Annotated in this window: 10 protein-coding genes; 7 read left to right on the forward strand and 3 right to left on the reverse strand. The window is 46.9% G+C overall.

All coding sequences use genetic code 11. The features are described 5' to 3' along the window. Positions 1-5: 5 nt before the first annotated feature. Positions 6-7,145, forward strand: a complete 7,140-nt coding sequence (dhbF, locus tag LWH95_RS01925) for a non-ribosomal peptide synthetase DhbF (protein WP_232918843.1) — start codon at positions 6-8, stop codon at positions 7,143-7,145. Positions 7,146-7,159: 14 nt separating this feature from the next. Further along, positions 7,160-7,369, forward strand: coding sequence for an MbtH family protein (locus LWH95_RS01930; protein WP_014115006.1), 210 nt, complete (start codon positions 7,160-7,162; stop codon positions 7,367-7,369). 42 nt (positions 7,370-7,411) lie between these two features. On the opposite strand, the gene LWH95_RS01935 is transcribed toward LWH95_RS01930, so the two are convergent. The 3 genes from LWH95_RS01935 to adeR all read right to left on the reverse strand — a co-directional run bounded on the left by LWH95_RS01935 (position 7,412) and on the right by adeR (position 10,672). Beyond that, on the reverse strand, positions 7,412-8,092 hold the full coding sequence (locus LWH95_RS01935) for a YukJ family protein (protein WP_232918844.1): 681 nt from the start codon (positions 8,090-8,092) through the stop codon (positions 7,412-7,414). Positions 8,093-8,204: 112 nt separating this feature from the next. Next, positions 8,205-9,341: an alanine dehydrogenase gene (gene ald, locus LWH95_RS01940; RefSeq protein ID WP_232918845.1), complete on the reverse strand. Its 1,137-nt coding sequence runs from the start codon at positions 9,339-9,341 to the stop codon at positions 8,205-8,207. A 101-nt stretch (positions 9,342-9,442) separates the two neighbouring features. Continuing rightward, positions 9,443-10,672 (reverse strand): sporulation transcriptional activator AdeR, encoded by a 1,230-nt coding sequence (gene adeR, locus LWH95_RS01945; protein ID WP_232918846.1) that lies wholly within the window; start codon positions 10,670-10,672, stop codon positions 9,443-9,445. A 569-nt stretch (positions 10,673-11,241) separates the two neighbouring features. Here adeR and LWH95_RS01950 point away from each other — a divergent pair. The 5 genes from LWH95_RS01950 to esaA all read left to right on the forward strand — a co-directional run bounded on the left by LWH95_RS01950 (position 11,242) and on the right by esaA (position 20,993). Further along, positions 11,242-11,535: a WXG100 family type VII secretion target gene (locus LWH95_RS01950; protein ID WP_003220661.1), complete on the forward strand. Its 294-nt coding sequence runs from the start codon at positions 11,242-11,244 to the stop codon at positions 11,533-11,535. Between the two features lie 70 nt (positions 11,536-11,605). Continuing rightward, positions 11,606-11,845, forward strand: a complete 240-nt coding sequence (gene yukD, locus LWH95_RS01955; protein ID WP_232918847.1) for an EsaB/YukD family protein — start codon at positions 11,606-11,608, stop codon at positions 11,843-11,845. A gap of 14 nt (positions 11,846-11,859) precedes the next feature. Next, on the forward strand, positions 11,860-13,206 hold the full coding sequence (gene essB, locus LWH95_RS01960) for a type VII secretion protein EssB (RefSeq protein ID WP_232918848.1): 1,347 nt from the start codon (positions 11,860-11,862) through the stop codon (positions 13,204-13,206). 60 nt (positions 13,207-13,266) lie between these two features. Beyond that, positions 13,267-17,754 carry a type VII secretion protein EssC gene (essC, locus tag LWH95_RS01965; RefSeq protein WP_232918849.1) on the forward strand — a complete coding sequence of 1,496 codons (4,488 nt, stop codon included), beginning with the start codon at positions 13,267-13,269 and terminating at the stop codon, positions 17,752-17,754. After that, positions 17,751-20,993 (forward strand): type VII secretion protein EsaA, encoded by a 3,243-nt coding sequence (gene esaA, locus LWH95_RS01970; RefSeq protein ID WP_148982772.1) that lies wholly within the window; start codon positions 17,751-17,753, stop codon positions 20,991-20,993. The genes essC and esaA overlap by 4 nt, the downstream gene beginning before the upstream one ends. Positions 20,994-21,000 lie beyond the last annotated feature (7 nt).

Consider the following 21,000-nt stretch of genomic DNA (forward strand, 5'->3'; position numbering starts at 1 on the left):
AACGGATGCCTGATACAAAAGACCTTCAATATTCTTTGACCGGAGCGCAAACCGGCATATGGTTTGCTCAGCAGCTTGATCCGGACAATCCAATCTACAATACAGCGGAATATATAGAAATCAATGGACCAATCAATATTGCTCTATTTGAAGAAGCTTTGCGGCATGTGATAAAGGAAGCGGAATCGCTGCATGTCCGCTTCGGTGAAAATATGGACGGGCCTTGGCAGATGATAAACCCGTCTCCGGATGTCCAGCTGCACGTCATTGACGTCAGCTCTGAGCCTGATCCGGAAAAAACAGCATTAGACTGGATGAAAGCAGATTTGGCAAAGCCGGTCGATTTAGGATATGACCCTTTGTTCAATGAAGCTCTGTTTATAGCCGGGCCTGATCGTTTCTTTTGGTATCAGCGCATTCACCATATTGCGATCGACGGCTTCGGTTTTTCCCTGATTGCTCAGCGTGTGGCAAGTACGTATGCCGCGCTTGTGAAAGGACAATCAGCTAAAGATCGTTCCTTTGGGTCTCTTCAGGCCATTTTGGAGGAGGATACAGATTATCGCGCATCAGAGCAGTATGAGAAGGATCGTCAATTCTGGCTGGACCGTTTTGCTGATGGACCTGAGGTTGTAAGTTTGGCAGACCGGGCGCCAAGAACATCTAACAGTTTTCTTCGTCATACGGCGTATCTGCCTCTATCTGATGTAAACGCGTTAAAAGAAGCGGCGCGCTATTTCTCAGGAAGCTGGCATGAAGTCGTGATTGCGGTGTCAGCTGTTTATGTGCACCGAATGACCGGCTCTGAGGATGTTGTGCTCGGTCTGCCCATGATGGGACGGATAGGGTCCGCATCACTGAATGTACCGGCTATGGTGATGAACCTTCTCCCGCTTCGGCTGTCTGTAAGCTCTTCGATGAGCTTTTCAGAACTTATTCAGCAAATTTCCCGGGAAATCCGCAGTATTCGGCGACATCATAAGTATCGCCATGAAGAGCTTCGGCGCGATCTGAAATTGATAGGAGAAAACCATAGATTATTTGGCCCTCAAATCAATCTCATGCCGTTTGATTACGGTCTCGACTTTGCCGGGGCCCGGGGTACAACGCATAATCTTTCAGCCGGTCCTGTCGATGATCTATCAATCAATGTATATGACAGAACGGATGGCAGCGGGCTGCGAATTGATGTAGACGCGAATCCTGAGGTATACAGCGAGTCTGATATTAAGCTTCATCAGCAGCGTATTTTGCAGCTGCTGCAAATGGCTTCAGCAGGGGAGGACATGCTGATTGGGCAAATGGAGCTCCTATTGCCAGAGGAGAAAAAACAAGTCATTAGTGAATGGAATGAGACGGCAAAGCCTGAGAACCTGCTCAGCCTTCAGGACATGTTCGAGAAGCAGGCAGTTCTTACGCCAGAACGTATCGCTCTCATATGTGATGATGTTCAAGTAAACTATCAAGAGCTGAATGAAGAGGCAAACCGCCTCGCGCATCTGTTGATCGAAAAAGGCCTTGGTCCGGAGCAGTTTGTCGCTTTGGCGCTGCCGCGTTCTCCAGAGATGGTAGCTTCGATGCTTGCTGTACTGAAGACTGGTGCGGCGTATCTTCCGTTAGATCCGGAGTTTCCGGCCGACCGAATTTCCTACATGCTGGAGGATGCAAACCCATCATGCATCATAACGACTGAGGAAATAGCAGCCCGTCTGCCTGATGACCTGGCTGTTCCGCAGCTTGTGCTTGACCAGGCTGTTACACAGGAGGTTGTAAAACGCTATTCGCCTGACAATCCGAATGTATCGGTTTCTCTTGCCCATCCTGCGTACATCATCTATACCTCAGGATCAACAGGAAGACCGAAGGGTGTCGTTGTTACACTTAAAAGCTTAAGCAATTTCCTGCTGTCCATGCAGGAGGCATTTTCTCTAGGAGAAGAAGACAGGCTGTTGGCTGTGACGACTGTCGCTTTTGATATTTCAGCATTGGAGTTATATCTTCCGCTTATCAGCGGGGCGCAAATCGTGATCGCACAGAAAGAAACGATCCGTGAGCCACAGGCATTAGCTCAAATGATTGAATATTTCGATATCAATATCATGCAGGCGACACCGACACTGTGGCATGCCTTGGTGACGAATGAACCTGAGAAACTTCGGGGGCTTAGAGTGCTTGTCGGAGGCGAGGCGCTGCCAAGCGGACTTTTACAGGCGCTTCATGAGCTTCATTGTCCAGTCACGAATTTATACGGTCCGACTGAAACAACGATTTGGTCTGCTGCAGCTTTTCTTGAAGAAGGACTGAAGGGCGTTCCGCCAATTGGCAAACCGATTTGGAATACGCAGGTGTATGTTCTTGATAACGGTTTGCAGCCGGTGCCGCCGGGAGTTGTCGGAGAGCTTTATATTGCAGGAACCGGCTTGGCTAGAGGTTATTTCCGCCGCCCTGATTTAACGGCTGAGCGTTTTGTTGCAGATCCATACGGACCGCCGGGAGCTCGGATGTATCGAACCGGAGATCAGGCCCGCTGGCGCGCTGATGGGTCTTTGGATTATATCGGGCGGGCGGATCATCAGATCAAAATTCGCGGATTCCGAATCGAACTTGGAGAAATTGATGCCGTGCTTGCCAAGCATCCGGACATCGAACAGGCCGCGGTTGTCGTTCGGGAAGATCAGCCGGGAGACAAAAGATTGGTGGCATATGTAGTCGCTGCTTCAGCTGTTGATACTGCCGAGCTTCGCCGTTATGTGGGTGCCAGTCTTCCTGATTATATGGTGCCGGCGGCATTTGTAGAGATGGACGAACTGCCATTGACACCTAATGGCAAGCTCGATCGGAAAGCATTGCCGGCGCCTGATTTAAGCACATCTGTCAGCGATAGGGGACCGCGAACTCCTCAGGAAGAGATATTGTGTGACTTGTTTGCCGAGGTTCTCGGTTTGGCGCGGGTCGGCATCGATGACAGTTTCTTCGAGCTGGGCGGTCACTCTCTTCTTGCAGCCCGTCTGATGAGCCGCATTCGCGAGGTAATGGGAGCCGAACTTGGTATTGCCAAGCTCTTTGACGAACCGACAGTAGCCGGACTCGCTGCCCATCTTGATCAGGCGCAGAGTGCACGTCCCGCATTGCAGAGAGCTGAGCGGCCTGAAAGAATTCCGCTATCTTTTGCTCAGCGCCGGCTATGGTTCCTCCATTGTCTTGAAGGGCCGAGCCCTACTTATAATATACCGGTTGCTATCCGTCTGTCGGGTGAACTGGACCAAGGAGTGCTGCAAGCTGCACTATATGATCTCGTCTGCCGCCATGAAAGCCTTCGGACGATCTTCCCTGAATCACAGGGGACATCCTATCAGCATATTTTAGAGGCTGATCAAGCACGGCCTGATTTACATGTTACTGAGATTACTGAGAAGGAGCTATCTGAGCGGTTTGCTGAAGCTGTGCGTTACAGCTTTGATCTTGCAGCTGAACCTGCTTTTCGTGCCGAGCTATTTGTCATCGGGCCTGACGAGTACGTGCTTCTTCTCCTCGTGCATCATATTGTCGGGGACGGCTGGTCCTTAACGCCGCTGACCCGTGACCTTGGGGCGGCTTATGAGGCTCGCTGTCACGGAAAAGCTCCTGAATGGGCGCCCCTTGCTGTGCAGTATGCAGACTATGCGCTTTGGCAGCAAGAACTGCTTGGGAGCGGGGATGATCCAAATAGTTTGATTGCCGGACAGCTTGCTTTCTGGAAAGAAACCTTGAAGAATCTGCCTGATCAGCTTGAATTGCCAACCGATTATTCACGTCCGGCTGAGCCGAGTCATGATGGGGATACGATTCATTTCCGTATTGAGCCCGAGCTTCACAAGCGATTGCAGCAGCTGGCTCGCGCAAATAGGGTGAGCCTGTTTATGGTGCTTCAATCCGGTCTCGCCGCTTTATTGACAAGACTGGGAGCGGGCACTGACATTCCGATCGGCAGTCCGATCGCGGGTCGGAATGATGATGCGCTAGGCGATCTTGTGGGACTGTTTATCAATACATTGGTGCTCAGAACCGATACGTCTGGTGACCCAAGCTTCCGTGAGCTTCTTGACAGAGTGCGGGAAGTGAATCTGGCAGCCTATGAAAACCAAGATCTGCCGTTTGAGAGACTTGTAGAGGTGCTCAATCCGGCTCGCTCACGGGCGACGCATCCTTTATTCCAAATCATGCTTGCGTTCCAAAACACACCAGACGCTGAACTGCATCTTCCTGACATGGAAAGCAGCCTGCGGATCCACAGTGTCGGTTCTGCCAAGTTTGATTTGACGCTGGAAATCAGTGAAAACCGTCTTGCTGACGGGACACCAAACGGATTGGAAGGACTGCTAGAATACAGCACTGATCTTTTCAAGCGGGAAACTGCTCAGGCTCTTGCTGACCGTCTGATGCGCCTGCTGGAGGCTGCTGAGTCTGATCCTGACCAGCAAATCGGAAATCTGGACATCCTTGCACCGGAGGAGCGCAGCAACATGGCGACAGATTGGCAAAATGTTTCTGAAAAGATTCCGCACGCAAGTTTGCCGGAGCAGTTTGAGAAGCAGGCTGCTTTAAGCCCTGATGCCATTGCCGTTGTTTACGAAGATCAGTCACTGAGCTATGCAGAGCTGAATGAAAGAGCAAATCGGCTTGCCCGAATGCTAATCAGCGAAGGCGTCGGTCCAGAGCAATTTGTGGCCTTGGCACTGCCTCGGTCATTGGGAATGGCTGTCGGGCTATTAGCGGTGCTGAAAGCTGGCGCGGCTTATCTGCCACTCGATCCGGACTATCCGGCTGACCGAATCGCTTTTATGCTGGAAGATGCGCAGCCTGCGTTTATCATGACGAACACAAAAGCTGCAGAACACATTCCGCCAGCGGAAAACGTGCCGAAAATTGTGCTGGATGATCCCGAACTGTCAGAGAAACTAAACACATACCCTGCTGAGAATCCGAATAATGCGGATAGAATTCAGCCGCTTTCTCCTTTGAATACGGCGTATGTCATTTATACATCCGGTTCAACGGGTGTTCCAAAAGGTGTGATGATTCCTCACCAAAACGTAACACGTTTATTTGCAGCAACTGATCACTGGTTCCATTTCAGCTCAGACGATATTTGGACCATGTTCCATTCCTATGCGTTTGACTTTTCTGTGTGGGAGATTTGGGGTCCTCTGCTGCATGGCGGACGTCTTGTCATCGTGCCTCATCACGTCAGCAGATCGCCAGAAGCGTTTCTGCGCCTGCTGGTAAAAGAGGGTGTAACCGTTCTGAATCAGACACCGTCCGCTTTCTATCAGTTTATGCAGGCGGAACGGGAGCAGCCGGATCTCGGACAGGCGCTCAGCCTTCGCTGTGTCATTTTTGGCGGAGAAGCGCTTGAACTCAGCCGTCTAGAGGATTGGTATAACCGCCATCCTGAAAATAGACCGCAGCTGATCAATATGTATGGCATTACAGAAACGACGGTTCATGTGAGTTATATCGAATTAGACCGAAGCATTGCAGCTTTACGGGCAAACAGCTTGATCGGCTGCGGCATTCCGGATCTTGGCGTATATGTGCTGGATGAGCGCTTGCAGCCGGTCCCGCCGGGTGTTGCCGGAGAGCTGTATGTATCAGGAGCTGGGTTGGCACGAGGTTATTTAGGCCGGGCTGGATTAACAGCAGAACGCTTCATAGCTGATCCGTTCGGTCCTCCGGGCACTCGGATGTATCGCACTGGGGATGTGGCCCGCCTCCGCGCTGACGGCTCTCTCGACTATGTCGGCCGTGCCGATCACCAAGTGAAAATTCGGGGCTTCCGGATTGAACTGGGAGAAATTGAAGCCGCGCTCGTTCAGCATTCGCAGCTTGAAGATGCGGCAGTAATCGTGCGTGAGGACCAGCCGGGAGATAAACGTTTGGCAGCTTATGTCATACCTTCTTCAGAAGAAACGCTTGATACGGCGGAACTGCGCAAATATGCTGCTGAGAGACTGCCGGATTACATGGTGCCTTCTGCCTTTGTGATGATGAAAGAATTGCCGCTGACACCGAACGGAAAGCTTGACCGTAAAGCGCTGCCTGCTCCGGATTTCGCAGCGGCAGTAACAGGACGCGGACCGAGAACGCCGCAGGAAGAAATCCTCTGTGACCTGTTTATGGAGGTGCTTCACTTGCCGCGTGTCGGCATTGATGACCGTTTCTTTGATTTAGGCGGACATTCCTTGCTTGCTGTTCAGCTGATGAGCCGTATTCGTGAAGCGCTCGGCGTTGAACTTAGCATCGGCAACCTATTCGAAGCGCCGACTGTGGCCGGGCTTGCTGAAAGACTTGAGATGGGTTCAAGCCAAAGCGCACTCGACGTTCTGCTGCCGCTTCGAACAAGCGGAGACAAGCTTCCTTTATTCTGTGTACATCCGGCAGGCGGACTCAGCTGGTGCTATGCTGGTTTGATGACCAATTTAGGAACAGATTATCCGATCTACGGCTTGCAAGCACGCGGAATCGGACAGCGGGATGAGCTTCCAAAAACACTTGACGACATGGCTGCCGATTACATTGAACAAATCAGAACAATTCAGCCGAAAGGCCCGTATCATTTGCTAGGCTGGTCCCTAGGTGGGAATGTCGTTCAAGCGATGGCCACCCAGCTGCAAAATCAAGGAGAAGAAGTATCCCTATTGGTGATGCTGGACGCCTATCCGAACCACTTCCTTCCTATAAAAGAGGCGCCGGATGATGAGGAAGCGCTTATTGCCCTTCTGGCGTTAGGCGGCTACGACCCGGACAGCTTAGGGGACAAACCGCTTGATTTTGAAACAGCGATCGAGATTCTTCGCCGTGACGGCAGCGCGCTTGCGAGCCTGGATGAATCGGTCATTTTAAATCTGAAAAATACGTATGTCAATTCTGTCGGCATTTTAGGCTCCTATAAGCCGAAACCCTTCCGTGGAAATGTCTTGTTTTTCAGATCAACAATCATTCCTGATTGGTTTGATCCGATTGAACCTGATTCGTGGAAGCCTTATATTCACGGACAAATTGAACAAATCGACATCGACTGCCGTCATAAAGATCTTTGTCAGCCGGAACCGCTTGCTCAAATCGGCAAGGTTCTCGCTGTCAAACTGGAAGAGATGAATAAATAAGGGGGAAGCAATAGATGGCAAATCCTTTTGAAAATGCGGATGGCACATATTTGGTGCTGATCAATGAAGAGGGCCAGTATTCCCTATGGCCCGGTTTTATAGATGTGCCGAGCGGCTGGACAGTCGTTCATGAACAAAAAGGGCGTGAAGCTTGTCTGGACTATATCCAATCGCATTGGAGCGATATGAGGCCAAATAGCTTAAAGCCTGTTGAAAATGTGTAATCGCATAAAAAAGAGACTGCAGCCGCAGTCTCTTTTTCTATCTTATGCAGACGTTTGGGTATGATCACAGTCTCTGACCGGGTTTCCATTTTCATCTGTACACCACGATTGGGATAAAAACGCTAAAAACACAGCGGCCCACTGATCGTCGGCAAATTGAATCAGAATGCCTCCGTCATGCCAAGAGCCGTTGTCTTTTTTCCAGCGGGTATCCATTGCATTCCCTTGATTCATATGGATATTGTGCATGCCGTTGGTCGGAGTAAAACCGAATATTTTATCCGGAGCCTGTTCCGGCCCAAATTTTGAACCGAATATATAAACCGGCGCTTTCTCGTCTTTCGCTTTCTTCATATACGTTTCAATAAAATCATTTAAATCATTATCTGGCCCCGTGATTTCATGCGGCAAGGGCTTCATTTTCCGCGGGTCAAACAAATTGCCCCGCACATAATCCAGCGCCACTTCACGGTTTGCCTCATTGATCCTTGTATATCCATACGGCATGTTCGGAAGGATGGTAATCGAGCTTGAATCAAACTGATCGTCAGCCAAATACAATACTTCAGATTCCTCAGAACTGGACATCACATTGATGGCGCACCTGTAATACGTATTCTCTTCACCGAGCACTTTGACTTGGAAATGAGGACTGTCATCATCGGTTTCACGCTTCATGTCTAAGACAATGCCTTTTAACACGCCATATTGCTGAACAGCCATATGAATCCTCCTTTATGATCAACTTCATAGTTTTAGTTCGTGAAATGGTCTCTTTTTTCCTTTTAAAAGATAAAAAAAGCCTGCAGAAATCTTTCTGCAAGCTCAATGTGAATTAAGCACCCGCCACAGATGACTCATCCTGTAAAGCTTTCTCGGCAGGCACATACTCATATCCTAAATCCTTTGCCACAGCCTCATAGGTCACGTGTCCGTTTGCTGTGTTTAAACCAGCTCTCAGTGCCGCATTGTCTGTTAGCGCTTTTGCTGCCCCTTTGTTAGCGATTTGCAGCGCGTATGGAACAGTAACGTTAGTCAGGGCGATTGTTGATGTACGAGGGACAGCACCCGGCATGTTTGCTACAGCATAGTGGAGAACACCGTGTTTTTCATATGTCGGCTGATCATGGGTAGTAATATGGTCGACAGTTTCGACAATGCCGCCTTGATCGATCGCAACATCAACAATCACTGAACCTGGTTTCATTTGTTTTACCATTTCCTCAGTCACAAGAGTCGGAGCTTTAGCACCCGGAATTAATACTGCGCAAATGAGAAGATCCGCTTCTGCCACAGCATCTGCGATATTGACCGGATTAGAAATTAGCGTTTTAATCTGATGGCCGAAGATGTCATCAAGCTGGCGCAGGCGGTCTGCGTTTAAGTCGATGATGGTCACATCTGCACCGAGGCCGACAGCCATTTTGGCCGCGTTTGTGCCGACAACGCCTCCTCCGATAATCGTTACTTTTCCGCGGGAAACGCCAGGCACTCCGGCAAGCAGAATGCCTTTTCCGCCTTTAGGTTTCTCTAAGAATTGAGCTCCGATTTGCGCTGCCATTCTGCCTGCAACCTCGGACATTGGCGTCAGAAGCGGCAATGTCCGGCCGTCACTAACCGTTTCATAGGCGATGGCCGTAACCCCTTTATCCTTCAAGGCCTGTGCAAGCTCAGGCTCAGCTGCTAAATGAAGGTACGTAAACAGCACAAGTCCTTCGCGGAAGTAGATATATTCTTCCGGCAGCGGTTCTTTGACCTTCATGACCATTTCGGCGTCCCAGACCTGTTTTGGATCAGCAATGATTTCCGCTCCTGCTGATTCATAGGCTTCATTTTCAAATCCGCTTCCAAGGCCCGCGCCTGTTTCAACCAGTACCCGGTGGCCGTTTGAAACGAGCTGAGAAACGCCCCCAGGTGTTAGTGCGACGCGGTTTTCATTGTTTTTTATCTCTTTAGGAACCCCTATGATCATATCTGTCTCCTCCTGTATCTGTGATGTTTTTAGTGTAGCTTGATTTTTTGGAAAATTCTTTGTTTGAATAAGAAAATAAAAAAACATGGATTTGTGAAATTTCACAAATCCATGTGCCGAAGCTTGATATCTAAATAGATAGTGAATTTTTGATTCACATTTTTTAAATCGATTTCAGCGATCTGGCTGATGCGCTTGAGACGGTAATTCAACGTATTAACGTGTATATTCAAAACCTTGGAAGCGGTATTCACGTTGCTGTCTGCTTCAATAAAACGCTCTAGCGTTTCTACCATATTAGACTGGTGATCGCGGTCATACTGTTCCAGTTTGGAAAGCGAATAATTAAAATATCCCGTCTGTTTCCGTTTTTCATCTAGGACATCCAAGTATTGATAAATGCCTAGCTCAGAAAAACTGAAAAGATGTTTTGTCTCTTCTGCGAACCGTTCCTTGGCTTTTAAGACAGATAATGCTTCCTGATAGGAGCGGGAGACAAAAGAAATAGTATTGTATATTCCGCCAAAAGCGATCGAAACGTCTTCTATTTTATAACGTTCCTTCAGCTGTTTTTGCGTACTGAAAGCAAACTGCTTTAAATCTTGAAAAGGGTGATCTGTTTTAGGAGCGGTTAAAATAATGAGTTCATTGGAATCTACTGTTGTCAGCAGAACATGAACCTGCTGGGTTGTTTCCTGCAAATATTGCAGCTGCTGTTCGATTTTTTCAGTCAGCTCGCCGTTTATCCGGATGATCATAACGGAAAACTCAGAAGGGGCGACCATTCCAAGCTTGTGGAACCCATCCGCCATGTCTTGCTCCTGATAAATGTGTCCAGTCAGCATTTTCCAGAAAAACTCTTGGCTGCGTTCTTCATTTTTCGTTTTTCTGATTTGGAGTTTGAGAAGCTTGTTTCTCACTGCTTTAGCCGCCATTTGCAGTGTCATCAGATCATCGTCAGACAATGTTTTTTGGATCTCAAGCGCCCATATGAAGCCCAGCACTTGGTTGTTTTTCCAAATGGAAATTGCAACGCGATTGCTCAGTCCGACTTCATCTATTTGCTTTACTCTGATCGGCTGGTCTGTTTTTAAAAGAGCTGGAATCGTCCCGTCTTTCCACAACTTGTTAATGACCTTCTCTGGTACTCTTCTGCCAATGATTGTAGACGTTCGGGCAGGATCTGTGCAGTCGCTGTGTGTGCTGTAGGCAAGCAGCTTGTGGTTGAAATCCTCTATAGTAATCGGGCAACGCAGAACGTCGCTGATATGATCAGCCACATCTTCAAGTCTGTCAAAACTGTATTTAAACGGATCATTCGGCATGGTCATAAATCTCCCTACTTTTCATGCTTGATTTCTCTTTGACATCTCATCCCCTTCCTTTTATTATGATTGTTGTTGTTTGTGAAAATCAACAACAAAGAGCGGAAGCCAAAAAAACAATTACATGGCATACTGAGAGAAACGTCTTATATATGATTGGCGGTGCATCCGCCTCTTTGCAGTACAGTTGTATGCCTTATATGATACGAAAGCTTATCCTATTATTCTTCTAAGAAAGTCATCGGGGGCGAGACTGATTAAGGAAAGAAAAAACTGAACCTTTCAGAAATGGTGCTCTAGCATCAAATTTTCTGAAAGGTTTTTTTTGGGAGTTGGAGAATCATTTGGGTCTTTTGGATTATTCGGAGGATGAAGAGAAGATTGAGAAAATGAACCTACCTATTTAACAATTTATGTCATTTTTAAGCGATTTGGGGTAAACCATTGGACTCATTTTGTAAAATTAAAACATATTTGTTTGACTGTACCGAAAAACTGTTTTTATAATAATGACGTTCTAAAAATAAGTGAATTAGCCCATATTTAGGCTGATGGCACAGGAGGTAATGAGGAATATGGCAGGATTAATTCGTGTCACACCCGAAGAGCTAAGAGCGATGGCGAAGCAATACGGCGTTGAAAGCCAAGAAGTATTGAATCAGGTTGATCGTTTAAACCGAATGATTTCTGATTTGAAAAGCATGTGGGAAGGTGCTTCAAGCGAAGCGTTCGCAGATCAATACGAGCAGCTCAAACCTTCATTTATCAAAATGTCAGATTTGCTTCAAGATGTGAATCAGCAGCTTGATCAAACAGCAAATACACTTGAGTCTACTGACCAAGACATCGCAAATCAAATCCGCGGATAACAGTATGAAAGGGAAGGAGCGCCTGATTCACGAGAAGACGGCGCTCTTTCTATGTAAGGGTGATCCTAAAATGTATATTGATATTACAATAGATTTGAAACATTATAACGGCAGTGTCTTTGATCTCAGATTGTCAGATTACCACCCGGTGAAAAAAGTAATTGATATTGCTTGGCAGGCTCAAAGCGTAACTATACTTCCGCGCGAAGGGCACTGGATCAGAGTGGTTAATAAGGATACGGTGTTTTCCGGAGAATGCAAGCTGTCTGATTGCGGCATTACAAACGGAGACCGGCTTGAAATATTATGAAAGGAACTGGTTGAATGTCGGATAAACAAAAATCATATTTAGAAAACCAATTAGAAGCCGTTGCCGAGAAAACAGATGCCGGCTATACATTTACCTTTCAGCGGGAAAAAATAAAGCTTCTGGACGGTCTCGAAGCCAACGTGATCAAAGATGTAAATCCATTTTTTCATAAAGAGATCGATGTGACGGATGATGAAGTAATCATCACAATCCAACCTCCTCCCTCCTATAAAGCATTCCGCTTAATGAAAGCTAAAGATAAAAAAAGCAAATGGCAGTTTGCCTATCAGCTTGTTCAAGCTGTACAGCAGCACAATCTGTCAAGGCTGAATTTGATTGTCGCTCCTGAAAATATTGTATTCGATAAAGGCCTAACGCCTTATTTTCTCCATTATGGAGTAAAAGAAAGCATTCCTCCTTACGAGCGTGATGAGGAAAGAGTGTGGCGGGAGCTGAAAGCGGCAGCGGCTTTGGCAGTTGACGGCGCGTTTGCATTTGAAGACTACCTGAAATTCAATGATACGCTGACGTTCTCCGCAGAGGCTAAAGCGATATTGGATGCGGCGACCTATGATGACCTGCTCGAACAGATTCAAACTCATATCGATGAGCTCGAAGCCAAAGCGAAAACATACATACATATCCCGAGAAAAAAGTGGAACATCCAGCGATATATCGGCCTGGGGCTCATTGTTTTGCTGGTGCCGGCCCTTATTTATTCGATGTACGCTTTATTTTTCGCACAGCCAAAGCACCAGGCGATAGTGGACAGCAACCGCGCTTTCCTAAACAAGCAGTACAGTGAGGTTATCAGCACACTGTCTAAATACGATGCGGAAAGCCTGCCTGAATCGGTGCAGTATCAGCTGGCGACGTCTTATGTTGAGGTTGAAAATCTAGGGAGTGCAAAAACGAAAAATATTGAAAATAATTTAGTCACTCTGCAATCAGACCCTCAGCATTTCTTGTATTGGATTGATTATGGCCGAGGGAATTACAAAGAAGCTATCAGTATTGGCCGTAAACTTGAGTACAATGATTATATTTATTTTGGCCTTGCTAAATATAAACAGCAGCTTTTATCTGAAGACACAAATGATGAAGAAATACAAAAAGAACTTGATTCAGTAAATAGTGAGCTTGAAAAAGCAAAAAAGGAACATGAAGACAATCAAGGACAGTCTAATACTGACACGTCTTTAGTCGATACAGCCGAAGAACAAACAGACGAAGAAAAACAACAAGCTGAAGAGAAAGCGGCAGAAGAAAAAGCCGCAGCCGAGGAAAAAGCGAAAAAAGAAGAACAAGCGAAGAAAGAAAAAGAAACAGAAAAGAAAGATGAGAAAAAAGATGACAAATAACGTGATACATGAAGCGCAGGTCATCGCATGCTGCTATTCGGCCGTTAGGAGGTTCGCCATTTGAGTCTATTATGGGTTTTTTACCAAAATAACGTTCAAAAACTGAAACTGACTGACCTCCCGTCGTCCCATCCGGTGACCATAGGGCCTGATGTGAAGGATTCCGTTACGATTGGCACCATTCCGTTTGAAAGCGGAGTGATTTCCCTTCAAAGAAAGGAATCCGGCGGCCAATACGAAGTTTTCCTGGGAAATGATTGTCTCGGCACGATTGAGCCGGATACATCATTTTCTCTCCAAACGGATCAGCAGGATATACGCTTGATATTGACGGGCAGTGAGCCTCATAAATCCGTTTATTTTACGGGGAATCGGGATGAAATCATATGCTCTTCAGAAAAGAAAAATGCAGATATTTATCTGAATCCGCAAGAGTTTGCTTTTGCAGAACAAAGCACGTTCTCTTTGCTTCTTGTCGGCGGAAGCTGGTCGGTTCGTCCTGAAAGCGGGACGATCTTCTTGAACGGAGAGAAGATCATCTACAATACACCGCTCCAGCCGGGGGATGAAATTTTCTGGAACTTTACGCAAATGAGAGTGACGGAACAAGACCTTTTAGAAATTGTTCATTTTGCCCCTTTTGAAACGGCATTAACAGAAACGGTCAAACCGAGCACAGAGATGCAGAAAAAATATCCGCAGTACAGAAGAACGCCGCGAATGGTGTACGACCTGCCGGATGACCGCGTTTCCTTCAGTTTTCCCTCTCAGGAGAGCGATCAAACCAATAGAGGGCTATGGCTCGTCATTCTGCCTCCGCTTGTGATGCTGATCGTGATGGGCGTTGTCGCCATCATTCAGCCGCGCGGCATATTCATACTCGTTTCTCTGGCGATGTTTATGATGACCCTCATTACCTCGACGGTGCAATATTTCCGGGATAAAAACCAGCGGAAAAAACGTGAGGAAAAGCGGGAGCGCGTGTATAAGCTTTACCTAGACAATAAGCGGAAAGAACTTCAGGCGCTTGCTGAAAAGCAAAAGCAGGTTCTTGAATTTCATTTTCCTTCATTTGAACAAATGAAATACTTAACAAGTGAAATCAGTGACCGGATCTGGGAAAAATCGCTTGAAAGCAAGGATTATCTCCAGCTGCGGCTTGGGACGGGAACAGTCCCTTCAAGCTATGAAATCAATATGAGCGGCGGGGACTTGGCCAATCGTGATATCGATGACCTCATGGAGAAGTCCCAGCACATGCAGCGTGTCTATAAGGACATCCGCAATGCGCCGGTTACAGTCGATTTGGCGGAAGGTCCGATGGGGCTTGTCGGTAAATCACAAATTGTGAAAAATGAGATTCACCAGCTGATCGGACAGCTGTCGTTCTTCAACAGCTATCACGATTTGCGTTTCGTTTTTATTTTTCATGAAGAAGAGTATAAAGACTGGGAGTGGATGAAGTGGCTTCCGCAATTTCAAATGCCCCATATTTATGCGAAAGGTTTTATATATAATGAGCAAACCCGAGATCAGCTCCTGTCCTCACTTTATGAATTGATCAGAGAGCGCGATCTTGAAGATGACAAAGAAAAACTGCAGTTCAAACCGCATTTTGTATTTGTCATCACGAATCAGCAGCTGATCTCAGAGCACGTCATTCTCGAATATTTAGAAGGACAGCACGAGCATCTGGGCATCTCTACAATTGTTGCCGCAGAAACAAAGGAAAGCTTGTCGGAAAACATTACGACTCTTGTCCGCTACATCAATGAGCATGAAGGCGACATTTTAATACAGAAGAAAAAAGCGGTAAGAATTCCGTTCAGCCTGGATCATCATCAGCGCGGGGACAACGAACGGTTCTCACGCACGCTGCGGACGCTGAATCACCAGGTCGGCATTACGAATTCCATTCCGGAAACGGTATCGTTCCTGGAGCTTTTTCATGCGAAGGAAGTAAAGGAAATCGGCATTCAGCAAAGATGGCTGACGAGTGAATCGGCGAAGTCACTGTCAGTGCCGATCGGCTATAAAGGAAAAGATGACATTGTGTACCTGAACCTTCACGAAAAAGCCCACGGTCCGCATGGATTGCTTGCAGGGACAACGGGGTCAGGGAAAAGTGAATTTCTCCAGACCTACATTTTGTCACTTGCGGTGCATTTTCACCCGCATGAAGCGGCTTTCTTATTAATTGACTATAAGGGCGGAGGGATGGCACAGCCGTTTCGCAACATTCCTCATCTGCTCGGCACGATCACAAATATTGAAGGCAGCAAAAACTTCAGTATGCGTGCGCTTGCTTCCATAAAAAGCGAGCTGAAAAAAAGGCAGCGCCTGTTTGACCAGTATCAAGTCAATCACATCAATGACTATACAAAGCTGTACAAGCAGGGGAAAGCAGAAGTGGCGATGCCTCACTTGTTCTTAATTTCTGATGAATTCGCCGAGCTGAAAAGCGAGGAGCCGGATTTTATCAGAGAGCTTGTCAGTGCCGCGCGTATCGGGCGAAGCCTCGGCGTTCATTTGATTTTGGCGACACAGAAGCCGGGCGGCATCATTGACGACCAGATTTGGAGCAACTCGCGCTTTAAAGTAGCGCTGAAGGTTCAGGATGCCACCGACAGTAAAGAAATTTTGAAAAACAGCGATGCCGCAAACATTACCGTGACAGGACGCGGGTATTTGCAGGTCGGCAACAATGAAGTGTATGAGCTGTTTCAATCAGCCTGGAGCGGTGCGCCTTACCTAGAGGAAGTCTACGGAACAGAGGATGAAATCGCGATCGTCACGGATACGGGTCTGATCCCGCTTTCCGAAGTTGATACCGAAGATATCGCGAAAAAAGACGTTCAAACAGAAATCGAAGCAGTAGTTGACGAAATTGAACGCATCCAAGATGAAATGGGAATCGAGAAGCTGCCAAGCCCTTGGCTGCCGCCGCTTGCGGAACGTATCCCGCGCACTCTTTTTCCTTCAGAAGAAAAAGACCATTTCCACTTCGCGTATGTCGACGAACCTGATCTGCAAAGACAGGCGCCGATTGCTTATAAGATGATGGAAGACGGAAATATCGGCATATTCGGCTCTTCCGGATACGGAAAATCGATTGCAGCTGCAACGTTCCTGATGAGCTTTGCGGACGTATACACACCAGAAGAACTTCATGTCTATATCTTTGATTTCGGAAACGGAACGCTTCTGCCATTAGCGAAGCTGCCTCATACAGCGGACTACTTCCTGATGGACCAGTCAAGAAAAATTGAAAAGTTCATGATTCGAATCAAAGAAGAAATTGACCGCCGTAAACGTCTGTTCAGGGAAAAAGAAATCAGCCACATCAAAATGTACAATGCGCTGAGCGAGGAAGAGCTTCCGTTCATTTTCATCACCATTGACAACTTTGACATCGTCAAGGATGAGATGCATGAGCTTGAATCGGAATTTGTCCAGCTTTCCAGAGACGGACAGAGCTTGGGTATCTACTTCATGCTGACAGCAACGCGTGTGAATGCAGTCCGCCAGTCATTGTTAAATAACCTGAAAACAAAGGTTGTCCATTATCTCATGGATCAATCTGAGGGATATTCCATTTACGGACGGCCGAAGTTCAATCTTGAACCGATTCCGGGACGCGTCATCATTCAAAAGGAAGAGCTTTATTTCGCACAAATGTTCCTGCCTGTTGACGCGGACGATGATATCAGCATGTTTAACGGACTGAAATCAGACGTTCAGCATCTTCAGGAGCGCTTTGCTTCAATGGAGCAGCCGGCACCGATTCCGATGCTGCCTGAGAGTCTGTCGACAAGAGAATTTTCTCTCCGCTTCAAGCTGGAACGCAAGCCTTTATCTGTACCGATCGGGCTTCATGAAGAAACAGTCAGCCCAGTCTATTTTGATTTGGGCAAGCATAAGCACTGCCTGATTTTAGGCCAGACCCAGCGCGGGAAAACAAACGTCTTAAAAGTAATGCTTGAACATCTGATTGATGATGAAACCGAAATGATCGGCCTGTTTGACTCGATTGACCGCGGCTTGTCCCAATATGCGAAGGAATCAGACGTCTCATATTTGGAAACGAAAGAAGATATTGAGCAGTGGATCGAAACAGCAGAAGATATTTTTAAAACAAGAGAAGCCATGTATGTAGAAGCCGTCCGCCAGGGAGATGCGCAAAACCTGCGATTCTCACAAGTAGTGCTGATGATTGACGGGATTACGAGATTCCAGCAGACGATTGATACGAGAATACAAGACCGTCTGGCAAACTTCATGAAATCATACGCGCATCTTGGCTTCAGCTTTATCCCGGGCGGAAACCACAGCGAATTCTCAAAAGGCTATGACTCCTTGACGACAGAGATGAAGCAAATTCGCCATGCGATTCTGCTGATGAAAAAATCTGAGCAAAATGTCATTCCTCTCCCGTACCAAAGACAGGAGCCTGAGATTCAGCCGGGCTTCGGATATGTTGTGGAAAACGGGAAGGAGCAAAAAGTTCAAATTCCTTTATGTTCTGCTGAAAGGGAGAGTGCTAGATGACAGAACAACGAAAAAGCTTGATCAAGTTAATATCCGCCGTCATCATCATTTTGCTGCTGCCGGTTTTGTTTTTCCGCTTTATCGGAGACGATCCGACGAAAAAAGCAGTCAATTCCACGCGGCAAATCGCGGTGGTGAATGAAGACACAGGCGTATTGAGTGATGAGGTGAAGTCTGATGAAGAGGACAAATCCGCCCATTTCGGCAAGGAAGTAGCGGCCGTTCTGGGTGAACGTCCCGATTATTCGTGGACGGTCGTAAACCGAAGCGCGGCCGAGACTGGTCTCGCGTCAAAGAAATACGATGCGATCGTCTACATTCCCTCAGATTTCTCAAAAAACATTTTGAGTTATGACAAAGATCATCCTCGAAAAGCAACGCTCGAATTCAGCATTCAAGATAACCTGAATGCGGTCAACAAAGAAAAAGTTCAGCGTGAGCTTGAGGATGCCCAAAAGACAATGAACAAAAAAATGTCGGCCTTATACTGGAACTTTGTTTCGCAAAAAGTGGACAACATCAGAGGAGAATTTGACAAAATCGTCAATAAAGAATCTGAATTCCAGAATGTCATGTACAACTTTTACAAACCAAGCTCTAATGATTTAGCAGGTGAAATCAAACAGCAAAAAGACTTAATCGATGAGCTGAAGAAATCAATGAATGAAGCGCAGGGCACGACAAAAGAAAAAGCTTCAACAGCGGAGGAAGCCAAAAACACGCTGAAAGATTTCATTGATACAGTTGAAAGATACAAAGAATATCAAGAAAATCAGAAAAAACTGCTTTTGGCAGCCCAGGATTCAACTCAGCAGCAAATCCACACAGGCCTGGATGCCATCCAAGCTCAGCAAAAGGCGAATCAGTTCAGCGAACGCATGAGCGGACTGGCAACAGGGATAAACCAAGTGAAAACACAGCTTGGGCAAACCAGCACAGTTCTGGCAGCCGCACAGCAAATCAGGGAAGGCCAGGTGCCTCAGCAGGAACTTGGCATGGCAAAAATCCAAAGTGACTTAATCGATCAATATCAGGCCGCTTCTAGACAGGCTGCATTAAACCAAGTATACGGACTCCTTGTTGAGTCTCGCGCAGCGCTTACTGTTGCGAAAGGCGATCCGGAGCCTGATGGAGATGATGGTTCAGATGATGAAGATAAAGATCCAAAGGAAGAAAACCCTGAAGAACTGAAAATAGATCTTGAAAAACAGCGTGAAGAACTGAAAAACATCGCTGCAGACATTCAGGACATTTCGGACAATCTAAAAGAGCCTGAAAAAGAGGAGCCGACGCCAGAGAACCCTGGAACTGAAAAACCGGGAACAGACGAGCCGTCCACTGACAAGCCGGATAATCCAGATGACGGAGGCAGCACCAATCCCGATGATACACAGGGAGACACCGGAAACGATGATAACAGCAGTGATACCGGGAATGACGGACAAACGGACGGCAATACTCAGGATCAAGACCAGCAGCAGGGAACAGACGGTCAGGAGCAGAACGGAGATGCCTCTAATGGTGAGTCAGATAGCGGACAAACCGAAACAGGCACATCTGCTGAACAGACCGCTTCATCAGATTCTGCCCTTCAATTTATCCAGCTGGCAAATGAAGACGGAACCGGCGATTCAGGAGATACCGGAGGCGACGGCGGCACGACTCAGCCTGAGGACGAAGATCAAACAGGAAACGATGAGATTTCTGATATCGCAAAAGCAAAAGAACAGCTCAGCAAAGCGTCTGAGCGAATCAAGCAAATTGAAGAAGAGCTCAAAGAAAAAGAAACTGCCCATAATGAAGAGCTGAAAAAGAAATTAGAAGAACTAAAAGAGCAAATGGATGGTCTTAATGATGAAATTGATGACTTGAAAGACCAAGTAAAGAAGCTAGAAGGTAAACTTGAAAATCTTGAAGCGAAACGGAAGAGGGAGTTCGAAGGGATTTACAGCGCGATTCGCGAGCTTGAAAATAAAGATCAGCTTCAATTCACGGGAGAAATTAATACAGAAAGCATCTCCGCTTTAATGAGATACTATAAATATTTATCTGTTTATGACTCTGTATTATCCGGAACTATCGACAGCACTGCAAAAACCAATGCCATTGACGGTCAGCAAGGCAACGTCAAATCCGTACTGGCTCTCTCACCTGAAGAATCAGCCAGCTGGGAAGCTCTCAAAAACAACACGATGCAAACTGATGAAGACATTAACAGCTTTATCGACGGCATGACCAAATTTGCGGACGAATACAGCGGTTTTATCCGTGACTCTCAAGCAGGTGTTCTCGATGAGCTGACGAAAATCTCTGAAAGTGCCGCAAAAGCGTCAGAACAGCTGGTAACGGGCGCAACACAGGAATCTGCGACGTTCAGTAACGACGGGCTGTCTGGCACAATGGCGCTGAGTGTCCAAGATACGGTCGGCCAGGAAGTGCTGCAAATGTCAGACATGATGGGTTCATTATCTGACCGCCAGTCAGGCATTATCGATTACACAACCAACATGCAGCAAAGCGTCAATGATGTACAGACGAAAGCTGACACCTTAAACAACAACTGGGGGAAAAATGTCGCCTCAACGAAACTCGTGCGCAATGACGTATACGGCATATTGGGAAATACATTAGTAGATGGGCAAAACAACGGCTATGTATATGATTACTTGGCGAATCCGCTTAAGATCAGCGGAGAGGTTCCGGAAGAAAAAACTCAAACGGTGCCGCCGGTTGTCATCCTTGTCATTGTGTTGATCAGCAGTCTGTTAATCGGCTATTTCAGCTCGTATTACCAAAACGCGCCGCTTCTCGTCAAAGGAGCGCTATTCGGAATTCTGAATATCCTTGTCGGATTGATGATCAGCTTGTTCGGTTTGAATATTTATTCATTGCCGGACGATCAAACGATTAAGTGGTCAGTGTTTACGATTCTACTGCTGGTCGCAAGCTCAGCCTTCATCCGTGCGGCATTCAGATTCGGATCGATCCCTGGATGGGTGGCTTCGGCAGCAATGATTCTATTCTACGTCGCACCGCTTATTGATTTGATTATGCCGAACTTTACATTTGAAGATCCGGTATCGAAAGTATATATCGACATCCAGTATGGCACTGGGCATTTGTTTGCAATGGGAATATCGGTTCTGCTGATCATTACGGTGATTGCCGCGGCTCTGCCGCTTATTATCCGGCTGATGGCAGAAAAAACAGCAGAAAGCGATGAAACGTATGAAGCGTAATCGCAGC

It is taken from the genome of Bacillus sp. G16 (genome assembly GCF_021282335.1).
Lineage (GTDB): Bacteria > Bacillota > Bacilli > Bacillales > Bacillaceae > Bacillus > Bacillus inaquosorum.